Genomic DNA, 17,060 nt, shown 5'->3' with positions numbered 1-17,060 from the left:
ACTGATGACAACCAACGAAACCTCCCCCAACGGCACGCTCACGCAGGAGAGTCCGCCGGCGGACGCCGCGCCGATCGTCGAGCTGCGCGGCGCCGGCAAGGCGTACGGCAACATCCGCGCCCTGCACGGCGTCGACCTCGCCGTGCGCTCCGGCCAGGTCACCTGCGTGCTGGGCGACAACGGCGCCGGCAAGTCCACGCTGATCAAAATCATCTCCGGGCTGCACCAGCACACCGAGGGGGAGGTCCTCGTCGACGGCAGCCCCGTCCACTTCGCCACCCCCCGTGAGGCGCTGGACGCCGGTATCGCGACCGTCTACCAGGATCTGGCGACCGTCCCGCTGATGCCGGTGTGGCGCAACTTCTTCCTCGGCTCCGAGATGACCAAGGGCCCCTGGCCCGTGCGCCGTCTCGACATCGAGAAGATGAAACAGACCGCGGACGCGGAACTGCGCAACATGGGCATCGTCCTGGACGACCTCGACCAGCCCATCGGCACCCTCTCCGGCGGCCAGCGCCAGTCCGTCGCCATCGCCCGCGCCGTCTACTTCGGCGCCCGCGTCCTGATCCTCGACGAGCCGACGGCCGCCCTGGGCGTCAAGCAGTCCGGTGTGGTCCTGAAGTACATCGCCGCCGCCCGCGACAAAGGCCTCGGCGTCATCTTCATCACCCACAACCCCCACCACGCCTACATGGTCGGCGACCACTTCAGCGTCCTGCGCCTGGGCACCATGGAACTCTCCGCCGCCCGCAGCGACGTCACCCTCGAAGAACTCACCAACCACATGGCCGGCGGCGCCGAACTCGCCGCCCTCAAACACGAACTGGCCCAGGTACGCGGCGTCGACGTCGACGAACTCCCCGAAGCCGAAGACCTCCAGACACCCACCGCGACCCCTTCGAAGGGGACGACGACATGACGGCCCCGCTCGACCGCATCCGGGTCGGCTCGGCGCCGGACTCCTGGGGTGTCTGGTTCCCCGACGACCCGGTACAGGTGCCCTGGGAACGCTTCCTGGACGAGGTCTCCGAGGCCGGCTACCGATGGATCGAACTGGGCCCGTACGGCTATCTGCCGACCGACCCGGCCCGTCTGACGGACGAGATCGCCAAGCGCGACCTCAAGGTGTCGGCCGGCACGGTCTTCACCGGCCTGCACCGGGGTCCGTCCGAGTGGGAGTCGACCTGGGAGCACGTCAGTCAGGTCGCCGCGCTCACCCGGGCGATGGACGCGAAGCACCTGGTCGTCATCCCCTCGTTCTGGCGGGACGACAAGACGGCGGAGATCCTGGAGCCGCCGGAGCTGACCGCCGAGCAGTGGGGTCACCTCTCCCGGGGCATGGAACGCCTCGGGCGTGAGGTGAAGGAGGCGTACGGCCTGGACATCGTCGTCCATCCGCACGCCGACACCCACATCGACACCGAGGCGCACGTGGAGCGGTTCCTCGACGCCACGGACTCCGCCGTGGTCAACCTGTGCCTGGACACCGGGCACTACGCCTACTGCGGGGGCGACAGTGTCAAGCTGATCGAGACGTACGGTGAGCGGATCGGGTATCTGCACCTCAAGCAGGTGGATCCGGGGATCCTGGCCGACGTGGTCGAGAACGGGGTGCCGTTCGGGCCGGCCGTTCAGCGGGGGGTCATGTGTGAACCTCCCTCTGGGGTACCGGAGTTGGGGCCTGTGCTTACTGCTGCGCAGGGCCTTGGTGTGGACCTGTTCGCCATAGTGGAGCAGGACATGTATCCGTGCGAACCGGACAAGCCGTTGCCCATTGCTGTGCGGACTCGGCAGTTCCTTCGCTCCTGCGGAGCGTAGACGCAGGCAGTTCATGGGTGGTTCGTAGGGTGCGGGTTGTCTGTGGCCGGTCGCGCAGTTCCCCGCGCCCCTACCCTCAGAGACCTCGCCCCAAGCCGTAAAGGGGCACCGTTTCTCCATGAAGCACCATGACGCGCTCGGCGTGGCCGTGATCGGTACCGGCAAGATGGGTGCCGATCACGTTCGCCGTATCGAGGAAGTCACCAGTGGTGCCCGGGTGGTCGCCGTCGTGGACCTTGATCCCGGGCGCGCCGAGCTGATCGCGGCCGGGATCGAGGGCTGTACGGCGTACACGGACCCGGCCGCCGCCATGGCGGCGGCCGATGTCGACGCCGTGCTCGTCGCCTCGCCCGGGGCCGCCCACGAGGCGGCCCTGCTCGCGGCGTTCTCGTACGGCCTGCCGGTGCTGTGCGAGAAGCCGCTCACGCCCGACGCGGCTTCCGCGCTGCGGGTGCTGGAGGCCGAACGGAGGCTGGGGCGACGCCTTGTCCAGGTCGGGTTCATGCGGCGGTACGACGCCGAGTACCTGAAGCTCAAGTCGCTCCTCGACACAGGGGAGTTGGGCCGGCCGCTCATGCTGCACAACCGGCATCGCAACGTGGCCTCCCCGCCCTGGTGGACCAGCGCGATGCACATCAACGACTCCGTGGTGCACGAGATGGACGTGACCCGGTGGCTCCTCGGACAGGAGATCACCGCGGTCACCGTGCTGTGTCCGAGGCCGTCGGGGAACGCGCCGGAAGGGCTTCAGGATCCGCAGTTCGTCGTGATGGAGACCGACGGCGGGGCCATCGTCGACGTCGAGATCAACGTCAACTGCGGTTTCGGGTACCAGGTGCAGGCCGAGGTGGTCTGCGAGCGCGGCACCGCGCGGATCGGCGACGGCCACGGCATGGTCGTCAACTCGGCCGGGCAGTGGGGCGGGAGCATCGCTCAGGACTTCGTCGAGCGGTTCGAGGACGCGTACGACAGTGAGGTCCAGGCATGGGTCGACGCCACCCGGCGCGGCGAGGTCACCGGGCCCGGTGTCTGGGACGGTTACGCGGTGGCCGCGGTCTGCGAGGCCGGCGTACGCGCGCGTACCGAAGGCCGGCGCGTCGAGGTGGAACTCGTCGAACGGCCCGCGCTGTACCGCTGAGGCGGCAGCGCGGGCCGGACGTGCGACCGGACCTGCTCAGACGGTCCGTACCTCCTCGATGCGCACCGGACGGTGCTCCTGGAGCGACAGCGTGCACGCGTCCGCGATCCACCCCGCCTCCAGCGCCTCGGCGACCGTGCACGGCGACGTCAGGGTGCCCGCGACGACCTCCGTGAACGCCGTCAGCTCGGCGCGGTAGGCCGGGATGAACCGGTCCATGAAGAAGTCGTGCGGGACGCCCGCCGGGAAGGTGACACCCGGCTCCACGGAGCGCAGCGGGAGCTTGTCCTCCAGGCCCACCGAGATGCTGTCCTTGAAGCCGTGCACGTCCATGCGGACGTCGTAACCCCGGGCGTTGTGACGGGAGTTGGAGACCACGGCGATCGTGCCGTCGTCCAGGGTGAGGATCGCGCCGGTGGTGTCGGCGTCGCCCGCGTCCTTGATGTAGTCGGCACCCCGGTTGCCGCCGACCGCGTACACCTCGGTCACCTCGCGGCCCGTCACCCAGCGCAGGATGTCGAAGTCGTGGACCGAACAGTCCCGGAAGATGCCACCGGAGGCGGCGATGTACGCGGCCGGCGGCGGCGCCGGGTCCAGCGTGGTCTGCCGGATGGAGTGCAGGAGACCCAGCTCGCCGCTCCGCACGGCGTCGCGGGCGGCGGTGAAGCCCGCGTCGAAGCGGCGCTGGTAGCCGATCTGGATCTCGACGCCGCTGTCCTTGACCGCGTTCAGCACCGCGACGCCCTCGGCCATCGAGCGGGCCACCGGCTTCTCGCAGAACACCGGGATGCCCGCCTCGACGGCGGCGAGGATCAGGGACGGGTGGGCGTCCGTCGCGGCGGCGACGACGACGCCGTCGACACCGGCGGCCAGGAGGGCCTCGGGGGAGTCCGCCACCTGGGCGCCGAAGCGCTCCGCGGCGGCCTTGGCGGCCTCCGCGAACGGGTCGCTGACGACGAGGGAGTCGACGGCGTCGAGACCGGAGAGGGTCTCGGCGTGGAAGGCGCCGATGCGGCCGAGGCCGAGGATTCCGATACGCATGGGCTGTGCTGCTCCTTGGTGGATGGTGCGGGTGTCTTGCCGGGGGAGGAGAAGAAGAAGGTCAGTCCAGGCCGCCCAGGACGTTCTGGTCCCAGTCGATCACCGAACCGGTGACCACGCCGGACCGGTCGGAGAGCAGGAGGACCACGAAGTCGGCGATCTCGTCCGGCTGGCCGAGCTTGCCCATGGGCAGGCGTTGGGCGGCCTGGTCGAGCCAGTCGTCGCCCGCTCCGTGGAAGGACCGCTGGGTGGCGTCCTCGCCCTCGGTCGCCGTCCAGCCGATGTTCAGGCCGTTGATGCGGACCCGGTCCCAGCGGTGGGCGTGCGCCGCGTTCCGGGTCAGGCCGACGAGCCCGGCCTTCGCGGCGACGTACGGGGCCAGGAAGGGCTGCCCGCCGTGCGCCGACGACGTGATGATGTTGACGATCGTGCCGGGCGCCTTGCGCGCCACCATGTCGGCCACCGCCGCCTGCATGGCGAAGAACGGGCCCTTGAGGTTGATCGCGATGTGCGCGTCGAACAGCTCGGGCGTGGTGTCCAGCAGAGTGCCGCGCGAGGTCAGGCCCGCGGAGTTGACCAGGCAGTCGATCCGTCCGTGGGCGGCGACCACCTCGGCCACGGAGGCCTTCGCCTGTCCGGCGTCGGAGAGGTCGGCGCGTACGTACATGGCCTTGCCGCCCGCCGCCGTCAGCTCAGCGACCAGCGCCTCGCCCGGCTCCGGGCGGCGCCCGGTGACCGCGACGACGGCGCCCTCGCGGACGGCGGCCCGGGCGACGGCCGCCCCGACGCCCTGGCTGCCGCCGTTGACGAGGACGACCTTGTCCTGAAGAAGGCCCATGCTTCCGGTTCCTCAGCTCTCACGTCGTTCGGCGCCGGCCCGCAGGGCCTCCCGGAGCGACTCGGGGGTCCACTCCTCGCGCAGCGCACGCCGCACGAGGTCCGCCTGCGAGGGCGGGGCCAGGCCGTCGACCGGGGGATCCCGGTCGAGGTTGGTGGGGAAGGGGTAGCCCTCGGCCGAGGCCGCGACGACCGCCTCCAGCCAGGCGTCGCCCGCTCCCTCGGCCCGGCGCGCGAGAAGCACGGGGTAGACCGCGTTCACGATCGCCTCTCGGTCCACGGTCTCCATGGCCCGCCCGAAGCCGGAGGACACCTGGAGGAGGTTCGCCATCCGGCGGATGTCCGTGGAACGGTTGGTGCCGGCCGCGTGGAAGAGCGCCGGGTTGAAGAACGCCGCGTCGCCCTTGGCCAGTGGCAGCTGGACGTGACGGGCGTCGAAGTACGCCCTGAACTCCGGGAGCCGCCAGGCCAGATAGCCGGGCTCGTAGGAGTGCGAGTAGGGCAGGTAGAGCGTCGGACCGGACTCCACGGGCATGTCGCAGTGGGCGACCGCGCCCTGCAGTGTCAGCACGGGGGACAGCCGGTGGACGTGTGCCGGGTAGGCGGCTGCCGCCTCGTTGGACAGGAAGCCGAGGTGGTAGTCGCGGTGCGGGCTCTGCGCGGCGCCACCGGGGTTGACGACGTTGATCTGCGAGGTCACCTGGTAGCCGGGGCCGAGCCAGGCGGTCGAGACGAGGGCGATCATGTCGTTGGCGTAGTAGTCGGCGAACGCCTCCGGAGCGTGCAGGGCCGTCTTCTCCAGGGCGTTCCACACCCGGTCGTTGGCCCCGGGCTTGGCGAAGTGGTCGCCCGCGACGGTCCCGGCGGCGCGCCGGCCGGCGATGAGCGCCTCGAAGACGGCGGTCGCGCGGTCCACGACCGGAAGTTCGGCGAAGGCCCGCTGGAGGACGAGGACGCCGGGTCCGTCGGTGAGCGCCCGGACAAGTTCCGCCAGGACCTCCCGGCGTCCGCCCGGCGTGGTGACGGCGGCGCGCAGCCGCTCGCTGTCGTAGACGAGGACGTTCTCGCGGACGGCGGTCGCGTACGGGTAGTCGGCGGCGTCGGTCGTCCGTTCGACCTCGGCGCGGAAGGCGTCGAGATCGCAGTCCTGCTCGGACAGCCACGCGCGGCGTTGTGCGGCGGTGAGGGACATCGTCGTCCTTCTCTCGATCAGCGACATCGGCGACATCAGCGGCAGCAGAGACACGGCACATGGCCACATCGGCGTCGGCGATGTCGCCGACATCGCCGACGCCGTTCACGACGACCGAATGCTGTACTTGCTGTCATTGTTGTCATGACAAACTCGTCAAACAACCAGCAGGCAGCCATCAAAAACCCCTCAAGCGGAAGCCGAGGAACCTCCCCATGGGCCACCCCTTTCCGATCCGGGAGATCGCGCGGCAGGCGGGCCTCAGCGAGGCCACCGTCGACCGCGTCCTGAACGGCCGGGGCGGCGTGCGCGAGAGCACCCGGCGGGAGGTGCGGCAGGCCATCGCCGACCTGGACAGGCAGCGCACCCAGGTCCGGCTGGTCGGCCGTACGTTCATGATCGACATCGTGATGCAGGCGCCCGAGCGGTTCACCACCGCGGTCCGGGCCGCCCTGGAAGCGGAACTGCCCGCCCTCCACCCGGCCGTCGTGCGTTCCCGCTTCCACTTCCGTGAGACCGGCCCGGTGGCGGAACTGGTGGCGGCCCTCGACCGTGTCGCCCGGCGCGGATCGCAGGGCGTCATCCTCAAGGCACCGGACGTACCCGAGATCACGGCCGCCGTCGGCCGGCTGGTGGCCGTCGGCATCCCCGTCGTCACCCTGGTGACCGACCTGCCCTCCAGCGCCCGCCTCGCCTACGTCGGCATAGACAACCGGGCCGCGGGCGCCACCGCCGCCTACCTCATGGGCCAGTGGCTCGGCGAACGCCCCGGCAACGTGCTGACCAGCCTCAGCAGCGGCTTCTTCCGCAACGAGGAGGAGCGCGAGATGGGTTTCCGGGGTGCCATGCGGGCCCGGCACCCCGAGCGCGCCCTTGTCGAGATCACCGAGGGGCAGGGCCTGGACGCCACCCAGTACGACCTGGTCCGGGACGCCCTGAAACGCGACCCCGACATCAGGGCGGTCTACTCGATCGGCGGCGGCAACATCGCGACGCTCCGGGCCTTCGAGGACCTGGGCCGCGAGTGCGCGGTGTTCGTCGCCCACGACCTCGACCACGACAACACCCGCCTCCTGCGCGAGCACCGCCTGTCCTGCGTACTGCACCACGACCTCCGCCAGGACATGCACGAGGCCTGCCGTACGGTCATGCGGGCCCACGGCGCCCTCCCGCCCGCCGGCCCGACCCTGCCGTCCGCGATCCAGGTGGTCACGCCGTACAACATGCCGCCGCGCTGAGTGCCTTCAGGGACACGGGGAACCACGCGACAGGCCACGGCGGACCCGCGGCCGCGACACCGCATCCGCCACCCCGTCCGTCACGCCCCGAGCGTGACCCACGCCCCCGACTCCACGGACCGGCTCATCGCGTCCAGCGCGGCGGCGCTGTGCACCGCGTCCGTCAACGTGGCTCCGTAAGGCGTCCCTTCAGCCACCGACCGCACAAAACGGTGTGCTTCGATGACCTTCAGGTCGTCGTACCCCATCGCGTTCGCCGCCCCCGGCTGGAACGCCCCGAACTCCCCGTCGCCCGGACCGACGAACACCGTACTGACCGGCTGGTCCTGGTACGACGTACCGCTGCTCAGGCCCAGCTCGTTCATCCGGCGGAAGTCCCAGAAGACCGCGCCCTTCGTGCCGTGCACCTCGAAGCCGTAGTTGTTCTGCTCGCCGACCGACACCCGGCACGCCTCCAGGACCCCCCGGGCGCCGGAGGCGAAACGCAGCAGGCAGGAGACGTAGTCCTCGTTCTCCACCGGGCCCAGCTCGCCGCCCGAGGCCCGCGTGTGACCGGCCGTGGCGCCCGTCGGACGGGACCGCTCGGGCACGAAGACGGCACTGTCGGCGGTGAGCGCGGCGATGTCGCCGAGCAGGAAGCGGGCCAGGTCCACGCCGTGCGAGGCGAGATCGCCCAGCACTCCGCTGCCGCCGCGCTCCCGCTCGTACCGCCAGGTCAGGGCGCCGTCCGGGTGGGCCGCGTAGTCGCTGAAGAGGCGGACGCGGACATGTGTGACCGTGCCGATCTCGCCGGACGCGATGAGCTGCCGGGCCCGCTCCACGGCCGGCGCGTTGCGGTAGTTGAAGCCGACTGTGCCCTGGACACCGGACTTGGCGACGGCGTCGGCCACCGCGCCGGCGTCCGCCGCGGTGAGGCCGACCGGCTTCTCGATCCAGATGTGCTTGCCCGCCTCGGCCATCGCGACGCCGATCTCCCGGTGCAGGAAGTTCGGCGCGGTGATGCTCACCGCCTGCACGCGCGGGTCGGCGGCCACGGCACGCCAGTCACGGGCCGTCGACGCGAACCCGAACTGGGCGGCGGCCTCCTCGGCCCGGCCCGGCACCTCCTCGGCGACCATGACCAGTTCGGGCCGCAGTCCCAGCCGGGGGAAGTGGTGCGGCAGGCGGACGTACGCCTGGGTGTGCACCCGTCCCATCCAGCCGAATCCCACGACGGCGACACCGAGCGTACTTGCCATGACAGCCCCTCTTTGGACCGGTCCAGAACGTTTCCCGCCCACACTCGGTGCCGTCGGCCTTTCCTGTCAATACTTTGACAGGACATATGGACCACTGGGGGGTGTGCGGTTGCCGGTCGGCGGGACGGCGGTGCCACCCGACCCGGGGCTGTGCGGCCGGCCTCCTCAGGCCCGGTACTCGCGCAGCTTCCGGTACAGCGTCGCGCGGGCGATGCCCAGGGCCGTCGCCGTACGGGCCTTGTTGCCGCCGTTGCGGCGCAGCGCCTCCAGGATCGCCGTGCGCTCGGCCTGCTCCATCGGGTTGAGCGGGCGCGCTGCGGGCCCTTCCCTTACCGGGTCCGGGAGTTCGGCCCGCCCGACCGGCCCCGACACCCGCCGGTTCTCCGCCAACGTCCGCACCAGATGGGCGAGTTCGGTGAGGTTCCCCGGCCACGGATACCGCTCCAGCGCCCGCAGCGCGTCCAGCGTCCAGGTGAGCGGCGGTGTCCCGGCGGCCGGCTTCGGAGCCAGGGCCGGGAGCAACTCCCTTATGTCCTCGGGGCGTTCACGCAGCGCCGGCACGGTCACGGAGCGGGCGGCCAGCGTGTCCAGGAGCCGCTGAAGGCAGGGGCCCGGGGGAGCGCCTGGGGTGTACGTGGTCAGCAGATGGACGTCCGGACGCTCGTCGAGGAGGCCGTTCAGCGCGGCGACATCCGACTGGGCCAGTCGCTCGGCGTGCCGGAGGAGCAGTGGGCGGGACCTCGGCAACTCGACCTCGCCCAGACCGAGTTCCGGTGCCTCGGCGGCGTCGAGCACCAGCGGCTCGGCGCCGCCCAGCAGCTCGCGGGCCAGCGCGGTCTTGCCGGATCCGCGCTCCCCGGTCAGCAGAAGCGGTTCGCTGCCGTGCGCCAACTCCCCTGCCCGGCCGACCGCGTAGAGCCACGGCACCGAACTCCCGGCCAGCCGTCCCGCCACCGGCCGCGGCACCGCCCGTACCGCCGCCCCCTCCACGACCGGCTCCAGCAGGGCGACGATCCCGAGCACCCGGCCGTCGCCCCGTTCCCGCACCGGACGGAACTCGGCGGTGCAGCCCGCCCCTTCGGGCAGCGCGATGTCGTACGACTCGACAGGCGCCGACGAGTGCAACAGTGCCCGCGCGCCCCGTTCCAGCGTCTCCAGCACCTGCGGCGACACCAGCCGTACCGCCGCCTCGCTGACCAGGCGGTTGCGCCCGTCCAGCGCCACCACCGCGCGCTCCTGCCCGCCGCTCTGTCCGCCTCCCGGTACGCGCGCCGCGCGTGCGTAGGCGTCGAGGAGAGCCCGCTCGGCCGCGCGGGAGCGGGTCAGCAACTCCGCCTCCACCGCCGCCGCTGCCGCCTCCGCCAGGGCGGCGTCCGGATGCGGACCCGCGTCGGCGCACAGTCCGGAGGCGACCGTGATCGTGCCGAGGGGCCGGCCGGACTCCGGGGCGAACACCGGCACGCTGACCGCCGACACGTCCTGCCACACGTCGAGGAAGTGCTCGGGGCCGTGCACCTCGGCGCGCCGCCGGATGCGCAGGGCGAGCGCCGCGCTGTTGTGCCCGACCTCCCGCTCGGCCAGATCGCCGAGCAACTCGCCTCCGGGCGCGTCGCCCGCCGTCCACAGCACCCGCAGCCGTTCGTCGGTGAGCAGCAGCGCCGACCGGCCGCCGAGGGCCGGGGCGAGCCGTTCGAGGACGGGCCGGGCCGCGGCGAGCAACGCCGACCCGAGGGCCGGTCCGTCGACGGAGTCGGCCTGACGCACGTCGTGCCGTACCCCGAGGAAGCGGGCGCGCCGCCAGGCCGCGACGGTCTCGTCGGGGACGTCGTCGGGCAGCGGGCGCCCGGTCAGGAACCGCTGGCGTGCCTGACTGAGCAGGAGGAGAGAAGGAGACACTTCGGCTGTGGTCATGGCACCACTCACCGTATCGGGCCGGGCCCGGCAACCGCCGAAGAGGTGTCGAGAACGGCCGAACAGGCACGGGAAGTGGCACCGGAACCGACAGCGGAACAGACACCGGAAGCAGGTACTGGAACAGCTACCGGGAAGTACCGGGTGTCTCGAATTGAGACACCCGTGAACGGCCGTGCCGCTCCACGATCATGGATGGCCGCCCGGCTGTTCCCGGGCACGGCCCGTCCACCGTTTGGAGTGCTCCCGTGCCTACCGTTGTCGACACCGACGTCCTGATCGTGGGCAGCGGCCCGGCCGGGGCGTCGGCCGCGCTCGCGCTGAGCACCTACGGCGTGCCCAACATCGTCGTCACCCGGTACGCGAGCCTCGCCGACACGCCCCGCGCGCACATCACCAACCAGCGCACGATGGAGGTCCTGCGCGACCTCGGCGTGGAGCGGGACGTGATCGCCAGGGCCACCCCCCAGCACCTGATGGGCAACACCACCTTCTGTACGAGCCTGGCCGGCGAGGAGCTGGGCCGGGTCCGCTCCTGGGGCAACGACCCGCTCGTCCAAGCGGCGCACGAACTGGCCAGCCCCACCCGTATGTGCGACATGCCGCAGCACCTGATGGAGCCGGTCCTCGTCGACGCGGCCGTCGCGCGCGGCACCCAACTCCGTTTCCAGACCGAGTATCTGACGCACACTCAGGATGCGGACGGTGTCACCGTCACCGTCCGCGACCGGCTGCGCGGGGACACGTACGAGATCCGCGCCCGCTATCTGATCGGCGCCGACGGCGGCCGTTCCAAGGTCGCCGAGGACGCCGGACTGCCCATGGGCGGCCAGATGGGCGTCGCGGGCAGCATCAACATCGTCTTCGACGCCGACCTCACCCGGTACACGGCCCACCGCCCCTCCACCCTCTACTGGGTCCTGGCCCCCGGTGCGACCGTCGGCGGGATCGGCGCGGGCCTCGTCCGCAACGTCCGCCCCTGGAACGAGTGGATGATCGTCTGGGGCTACGACGTGACCGCCGGTGCCCCCGACCTCACCACCGAGTACGCGGAATCGATCGTCCGCAGGCTCGTCGGCGACGACGACATCCCCGTGACCATCAGGTCGTCCTCGGCGTGGACGGTCAACGAGATGTACGCCGAGACCTACGCCTCCGGGCGCGTCCTCTGCGCCGGCGACGCCGTCCACCGGCACCCGCCGTCCAACGGGCTCGGCTCGAACACCTCCATCCAGGACGCCTACAACCTGGCCTGGAAGCTGAAACTGGTCCTCGACGGCGTCGCGGCCCCCTCGCTGCTCGACAGCTACACCGCCGAACGCGCCCCCGTCGGCAGGCAGATCGTCACCCGCGCCAACAAGTCCATCGCCGAGACCGCCCCGATCTTCGAGGCGCTCGACGGGCTCTCCCCGCAGACCCCGGAGGAGCTGTGGGCCAACATCGCCGCCCGCAAGGACGCCACGGAGGCGGCGGCGAAGCAGCGCGCCCGGCTGCGCGAGGCGATCGCCGCCAAGGTGTACGAGTTCAACGCCCACGGAGTCGACCTCAACCAGCGCTACGAGTCCGCCGCGATCGTCCCCGACGGCACCCCCGACCCCGGCTTCGCCCGCGACCCCGAACTGCACCACCAGCCCTCCACCCGCCCCGGCGCCAGACTCCCGCACGCCTGGCTCACCTCCGGCACCCGCACCCTGTCCACCCTCGACACCGTGGGCCGGGGCCGCTTCACCCTCCTCACCGGCATCGGCGGCGACGCCTGGGTGCACGCGGCGAAGGCGCAGCCCCTCGACATCGTCACGGTCGTCGTCGGACCCGGCCAGGAGTACGAGGACCCGTACGGCGACTGGGCCGGACTCAGCGAGGTGTCCGACGCGGGCGTGCTCCTCGTACGCCTGGACGGGTTCGTCGCCTTCCGACACGCCGAAGCGGCCGAGAACGCCGAACAGTTGCTGACGGACGCCCTGCGACAGATCCTCGGACATGCCTGACGTACGGGACGAGGAGCGCGGAATGACCACTGAACCCAGGACGAGCGGCGGCGGTGCGGGCGGTGACGGCGGTGAGGGCGCCGGATTCACCACCGCCGTCACCGAGGCCGTCGTCGACAGCATGCGCGGGACCGCCGACCCGCGCCTGCGCGAGCTGCTGACCGCCCTCACCCGGCACCTCCACGCCTTCGTACGGGAGACCGAGCCGACGATGGAGGAGTGGGAGCGGGCCATCGGCTTCCTGACGGCGACCGGGCAGACCTGTACCGACACCCGGCAGGAGTTCATCCTCCTGTCGGACGTCCTCGGCGTCTCGATGCTCGTGGAGACCCTCAACGGCCACCGCGACCCGGGCGCCACCGAGTCGACCGTGCTCGGGCCCTTCCACATGACCGAGTCGCCGGTACGGGAACTCGGCGCCGACATCGACCTGGTGGGCACCGGTGAGCCGTGCGTGGTCAGCGGACGGGTGCTCGACCGGGACGGAACTCCGTTGCCCGGAGCGGTACTCGACGTCTGGCAGGCCGACGCCGAGGGCTACTACGACGTCCAGCAGCCGGACGTCCAGCCGCCGGGCAACGGCCGCGGGCTCTTCACCGCGGACGCGGAGGGCCGCTTCTGGTTCCGCACCTGCGTGCCGAGCCCGTACCCGATCCCGACGGACGGCCCGGTCGGCGGCCTGCTCCACGCCACCGGCCGGCACCCCTACCGCCCCGCCCACATTCACTTCATCGCCACGGCCGAGGGCCACGAGCCCGTCACCACCCACATCTTCGTGGCGGGCAGCGACTACCTCGACTCGGACGCCGTGTTCGCGGTGAAGCAGAGCCTGGTCCAGGACTTCACCGAGACCGACGACCCTTCCCTGGCAGCCGAGTTCGGCGTCGCGAACCCCTTCCGCCACGCACGCTTCGACCTCGTGCTGGAGAAGTCGGGGGAGAAGTCGTGACCGGTGCGACGGACTTCGTCCACGAGGCCCAGCCGATGCGGGTCGTCCTGCGGGCCGGGGCCGCCGTGACCGCGACGGCCGGGGAGGCCGAACGCCTCGGTCTGCGACGGCTGTTGGTGGTGTGCGGCGCGAGGGGAAAGGACACCGCGCAGGCGGTCGCCGACTCCCTCGGACCTGCTCTGGCGGGTCTGCACGACGAGGCACGGATGCACGTACCCGTCGACGTCGCCGACCGGGCCGTCGAGGTGGCGCTCGCCGCGGGCGCCGACGGGTGTGTGGCGGTCGGCGGCGGCAGCGCGATCGGCCTCGGGAAGGCCGTCGCGCTGCGCACCGGGCTCCCGCTGATCGCTGTGCCGTCCACCTACTCCGGCTCGGAGATGACCCCCGTCTGGGGCCTGACCGAGCAGGGCGTGAAACGCACCGGCCGCGACCGGTCCGTGCTGCCGCGCAGCGTGGTGTACGACCCCGAGCTGACCCTCTCGCTGCCGGTCCCGCTCTCGGTGACGAGCGGCATCAACGCGATCGCGCACGCGGTCGAGGCCCTGTACGCGCCCGACGGCTCCCCGCTCGTCTCCCTGATGGCGCAGGAGGGCGTACGGGCGATGGCCGCTGCGCTCCCGGACGTGGCCGCCGACCCCGCCTCCCTGGACGCGCGCGGCCGGGCCCTGTACGGGGCGTGGCTGTGCGGCTCCTGCCTGGGTGCCACCACCATGGGCCTGCACCACAAGCTCTGCCATGTCCTCGGCGGCACCTTCGGCCTGCCGCACGCCGAGACCCACACGGTCGTCCTGCCGTACGCCCTGGCCTACAACGCGCCCGCGGCGCCGGAGGCGGCCGAGGCCGTCGCCCGTGCGCTCGGCGGCGCGGCCGACGCCGCGACCGCCCTGTGGGAGCTGGCCGGACGCCTCGGCGCCCCGCGCTCCCTCGCCGAACTCGGCCTCACCGAGGCCGATTTGACGGTTGCGGCTGCCCAGGCGACCGGGCAGCCTTACCCCAGCCCGCGCGAGGTCACGCCCGAGGGTGTGCTCGGTGTGCTGCGGGCGGCGTACCGGGGCTCGGCGCCCGGTACGGACTGAGCCACCGGTACCTCATCCGAACCTGACGGCACACAGCAGAAGAACAGAAAGGTGAACCCATGGCCCTCGCACTGCTCAGGCGCCTGCGTTCCAGAGGCGTCTCCGATCGCGAGGGTCTGTCCCTTCCCCTCCCGCCCGGCGCGGGCTCGCTCGGCTGCGAGGTGCTGGACCCGCTGGGCCAGCCGATGGGCGGCGCCGAGGTGACCGTGAGCGCGACCGACGCCCACCAGGTGGTGGCGCGCGGTACGACGGACCCGTACGGCTACTTCCTCGCCATTCTGCCGTCGGGCCGTTACAGCCTGATGATCTCCGCCGAGGGCCTGACGCCGCACCGCGAGACGGTCGACCTCCTCGACGGGGTGATGCTCCCGACGCAGCGCGTCCAGCTGGAGCCCGCCCGGCTGCTGGACCTCCCCGTGCCCGGCACCTGGCTGTTCGACCCGCCGCACACCGCGATCCGGTTCATCGCCAAGCACGTCGGAATGGGTGATGTGCACGGCCGCTTCGAGCGGTTCGAGGGCGGTATCCAGGTGGCGCGGACGATGACCGAGTCCCGGGTGCAGGTCCGTATCGACGCGTCGAGCATCACGACCGGGAACCGGACCCGGGACAGCCATCTGCGGTCGGCGGACTTCCTGGACGTCGAGCGTTTCCCGTACATCGACTTCGTGAGCTCACGCTTCGCCTACCGGGCGGGCGCGAAGTGGGTGGTGCAGGGCTCGCTCTCGATGCACGGGGTGAGCCGCTCGATGTCGCTGGACACGACCTACCTGGGGTCCGTGAACGGCGGCTACGGCGAGGAGTTGCGCTGCGCCGCCCGCGCCCGGGCGGAGCTGCACCGGGAGGACTACACGCTCAACTGGCGTTCCATGCTGGCCCGGGGGATCGCGGTGGTCGGGCCGACGGTCCAACTGGAGCTGGACGTACAGGCGATGTACCGGACGCACGACACTCCGACGCCCCCGGAGTAGCGGGCCGGGGTGGCGAAGACGTCTGCCGGGCACCCCTGAACCTTGCCTTCCGAGTGACCCGTCCGTGATACGGGCATGCCAATCTGGCCGAGCTCGTCCCCTCGGACGTCATCGATCAGGAGGCACCCGTGAAGAGACCTGTGCGCACCCGCAGAGCCTCGCTCGTCCTCGGCAGCGCGGTGGCGCTGGTCGTCGCCTTTCCCGGCACCGCCCTCGCCGCCCCGCCCGGAGCCCTGCCGGCCAACGCGGACAGCACCGAGCAGACGTACCAACCGGCGTACGACTACGACACGGACGGCTGCTACTCCACCCCCGCCATCGGCCCCACGGGCACCCTCAACGGCGGCCTCAACCCGACCGGCGCGCTCAACGGCTCGTGCCGGGACGCCTCCGACCTCGACAACACCAACGGCTACTCCCGCTACAAGTGCAACAACGGCTGGTGCGCGATCATCTACGGCCTCTACTTCGAGAAGGACCAGGCCGTCCCGGGCAGCAGCATCGGCGGGCACCGGCACGACTGGGAGCACGTGGTGGTGTGGGTACGGGACGGAGTGGCGCAGTACGTCTCGACCTCCAACCACGGCAGCTTCAGCATCCACACCCGCGACCAGGTCCGCTGGGACGGCACCCACCCCAAGATCGTCTACCACAAGGACGGCATCAGGACGCACTGCTTCCGCCTCGCGAACACCAACGACGAACCGCCGGAGAACCACAAGGGAACCTGGCAGTTCCCGGCGCTCGTCGGCTGGAACGGCTACCCCTCGGGCATCCGCGACAAGCTGACCGCCGCCGACTGGGGCAGCGCCAACTTCGGCCTCAAGGACGGCAACTTCAACTCCCACCTCGCGTCGGCCATGCCGGCGGGCATCGCGTTCGACCCGAACGCCTGATCCGACCGTCCGGCCCTGACGCCGTACCGCTCACTCGCAGCCGACGCCGTCACCGTCCCGGTCGAGATGCCGCCCGTAGCCGGGGTCGCCGACATGCACGGGGGCGGCGCCGGCCGCGCGGGCAGCCGCGCAGTTCTGGTAGTACACGTCGTCGCCACCGGAGCCGGAGCCGCCGTCGGAACCCGTGACGGAGCCGGTGTCGGTGCCTGTATCGGTGTCGACGGCCGGTTCGGCCGTCACCGTCCTGGTGGCCGACACGGTGACGGCCGGGGCGGGTTCGGGCGTGGCCGTCACGGTGGCCGTGGCCGTGGCCGTGACGGTCGCGGTGGGTACCGGGTCGGCGGACACCGGGTCCTTGCCGTCCGCCTCACCGCCGCCGATGGCGACCCCGACGAAGAGCGCGAGCCCGAGAGCGGGCAGTACGAATCTCTTGCGGGCCCATCTCGGCCCCGGCCGGTCCGGTCCCGGTATCGGAGCCGGAGCCGGTGGCATGTTGCCGGGTGTGTTGTACGGGTTGCTCATGATCGTCCCCCTGTTGCGTTTCGGGTGGGACGACGGTAGGGCGGCCGATGAGGCGGTAAGGGGCACTTGATGTCCTGGTGACCGTTCCGTGACCGCTCGGAGGTACGGGCGTACGTGCGGTAGGGTTTGTCTGTGCGATCACGCGGGGCAGCCGCGGGTCGACGCACCGGGACGTGGCGCAGCTTGGTAGCGCACTTGACTGGGGGTCAAGGGGTCGCAGGTTCAAATCCTGTCGTCCCGACGGT

Annotated in this window: 16 protein-coding genes and 1 tRNA gene; 11 read left to right on the top strand and 6 right to left on the bottom strand. The window is 71.5% G+C overall.

Features of this window, described 5'->3' with window-relative positions; genetic code table 11:
* Window positions 1-4 precede the first annotated feature (4 nt).
* The 3 genes from OG595_RS04940 to OG595_RS04930 all read left to right on the top strand — a co-directional run bounded on the left by OG595_RS04940 (window position 5) and on the right by OG595_RS04930 (window position 2,956).
* Window positions 5-919 carry an ATP-binding cassette domain-containing protein gene (locus tag OG595_RS04940; RefSeq protein WP_329268192.1) on the top strand — a complete coding sequence of 305 codons (915 nt, stop codon included), beginning with the start codon at window positions 5-7 and terminating at the stop codon, window positions 917-919.
* Window positions 916-1,818: a sugar phosphate isomerase/epimerase family protein gene (locus OG595_RS04935; RefSeq protein ID WP_329268189.1), complete on the top strand. Its 903-nt coding sequence runs from the start codon at window positions 916-918 to the stop codon at window positions 1,816-1,818. The genes OG595_RS04940 and OG595_RS04935 overlap by 4 nt, the downstream gene beginning before the upstream one ends.
* A gap of 118 nt (window positions 1,819-1,936) precedes the next feature.
* A complete protein-coding gene (locus OG595_RS04930) occupies window positions 1,937-2,956 on the top strand; it encodes a Gfo/Idh/MocA family protein (RefSeq protein ID WP_329268186.1) in 1,020 nt (339 codons plus the stop codon).
* Between the two features lie 36 nt (window positions 2,957-2,992).
* On the opposite strand, the gene OG595_RS04925 is transcribed toward OG595_RS04930, so the two are convergent.
* From OG595_RS04925 to OG595_RS04915, 3 genes are all read right to left on the bottom strand, one after another.
* The gene (locus OG595_RS04925) at window positions 2,993-3,997 is read right to left on the bottom strand and encodes a Gfo/Idh/MocA family protein (protein WP_329268184.1); all 1,005 of its coding nucleotides are present in this window, start codon (window positions 3,995-3,997) and stop codon (window positions 2,993-2,995) included.
* Window positions 3,998-4,058: 61 nt separating this feature from the next.
* Complete coding sequence (locus tag OG595_RS04920) at window positions 4,059-4,835, bottom strand: SDR family oxidoreductase (protein ID WP_329268181.1); 777 nt, start codon at window positions 4,833-4,835, stop codon at window positions 4,059-4,061.
* Between the two features lie 12 nt (window positions 4,836-4,847).
* A complete protein-coding gene (locus tag OG595_RS04915) occupies window positions 4,848-6,026 on the bottom strand; it encodes a phytanoyl-CoA dioxygenase family protein (protein ID WP_329268180.1) in 1,179 nt (392 codons plus the stop codon).
* Between OG595_RS04915 and OG595_RS04910 the strand changes: the two genes are divergently transcribed.
* Together OG595_RS04910 and OG595_RS04905 are read left to right on the top strand one after the other, a co-directional pair.
* The gene (locus tag OG595_RS04910; protein ID WP_329268178.1) at window positions 6,016-6,174 is read left to right on the top strand and encodes a hypothetical protein; all 159 of its coding nucleotides are present in this window, start codon (window positions 6,016-6,018) and stop codon (window positions 6,172-6,174) included. The genes OG595_RS04915 and OG595_RS04910 overlap by 11 nt on opposite strands.
* A 67-nt stretch (window positions 6,175-6,241) precedes the next feature.
* Window positions 6,242-7,264 carry a LacI family DNA-binding transcriptional regulator gene (locus tag OG595_RS04905; protein ID WP_329268176.1) on the top strand — a complete coding sequence of 341 codons (1,023 nt, stop codon included), beginning with the start codon at window positions 6,242-6,244 and terminating at the stop codon, window positions 7,262-7,264.
* Window positions 7,265-7,344: 80 nt separating this feature from the next.
* Here the strand turns inward: OG595_RS04905 and OG595_RS04900 are convergent, their stop codons facing one another.
* Window positions 7,345-8,502: a Gfo/Idh/MocA family protein gene (locus OG595_RS04900; RefSeq protein ID WP_329268175.1), complete on the bottom strand. Its 1,158-nt coding sequence runs from the start codon at window positions 8,500-8,502 to the stop codon at window positions 7,345-7,347.
* Window positions 8,503-8,667: 165 nt separating this feature from the next.
* Window positions 8,668-10,413 carry a helix-turn-helix domain-containing protein gene (locus OG595_RS04895; RefSeq protein WP_329268174.1) on the bottom strand — a complete coding sequence of 582 codons (1,746 nt, stop codon included), beginning with the start codon at window positions 10,411-10,413 and terminating at the stop codon, window positions 8,668-8,670.
* Between the two features lie 248 nt (window positions 10,414-10,661).
* On the opposite strand from OG595_RS04895, the gene OG595_RS04890 reads away from it, so the two are divergent.
* From OG595_RS04890 to OG595_RS04870, 5 genes are all read left to right on the top strand, one after another.
* Window positions 10,662-12,401 (top strand): FAD-dependent oxidoreductase, encoded by a 1,740-nt coding sequence (locus OG595_RS04890; protein WP_329268172.1) that lies wholly within the window; start codon window positions 10,662-10,664, stop codon window positions 12,399-12,401.
* Between the two features lie 121 nt (window positions 12,402-12,522).
* Complete coding sequence (locus tag OG595_RS04885) at window positions 12,523-13,350, top strand: intradiol ring-cleavage dioxygenase (protein ID WP_329282645.1); 828 nt, start codon at window positions 12,523-12,525, stop codon at window positions 13,348-13,350.
* A 35-nt stretch (window positions 13,351-13,385) separates the two neighbouring features.
* Window positions 13,386-14,426, top strand: coding sequence for a maleylacetate reductase (locus OG595_RS04880; protein WP_443073321.1), 1,041 nt, complete (start codon window positions 13,386-13,388; stop codon window positions 14,424-14,426).
* Between the two features lie 59 nt (window positions 14,427-14,485).
* Window positions 14,486-15,397 (top strand): YceI family protein, encoded by a 912-nt coding sequence (locus tag OG595_RS04875; protein WP_329268167.1) that lies wholly within the window; start codon window positions 14,486-14,488, stop codon window positions 15,395-15,397.
* Window positions 15,398-15,525: 128 nt separating this feature from the next.
* Window positions 15,526-16,293: an NPP1 family protein gene (locus tag OG595_RS04870; RefSeq protein ID WP_329268165.1), complete on the top strand. Its 768-nt coding sequence runs from the start codon at window positions 15,526-15,528 to the stop codon at window positions 16,291-16,293.
* Between the two features lie 30 nt (window positions 16,294-16,323).
* Here OG595_RS04870 and OG595_RS04865 read toward each other — a convergent pair whose 3' ends face one another.
* Entirely contained in the window at window positions 16,324-16,815 is a 492-nt protein-coding gene (locus OG595_RS04865; protein WP_329268163.1) for an excalibur calcium-binding domain-containing protein, read from the bottom strand.
* Between the two features lie 167 nt (window positions 16,816-16,982).
* Here OG595_RS04865 and OG595_RS04860 point away from each other — a divergent pair.
* A tRNA-Pro gene (locus OG595_RS04860) sits at window positions 16,983-17,056 on the top strand.
* Window positions 17,057-17,060 lie beyond the last annotated feature (4 nt).

It is taken from the genome of Streptomyces sp. NBC_01451 (assembly GCF_036227485.1).
Taxonomy (GTDB): Bacteria; Actinomycetota; Actinomycetes; order Streptomycetales; family Streptomycetaceae; genus Streptomyces.
Note: the sequence above shows the minus strand (reverse complement) of the source record. Positions and strands in the feature narration are given on the sequence as shown.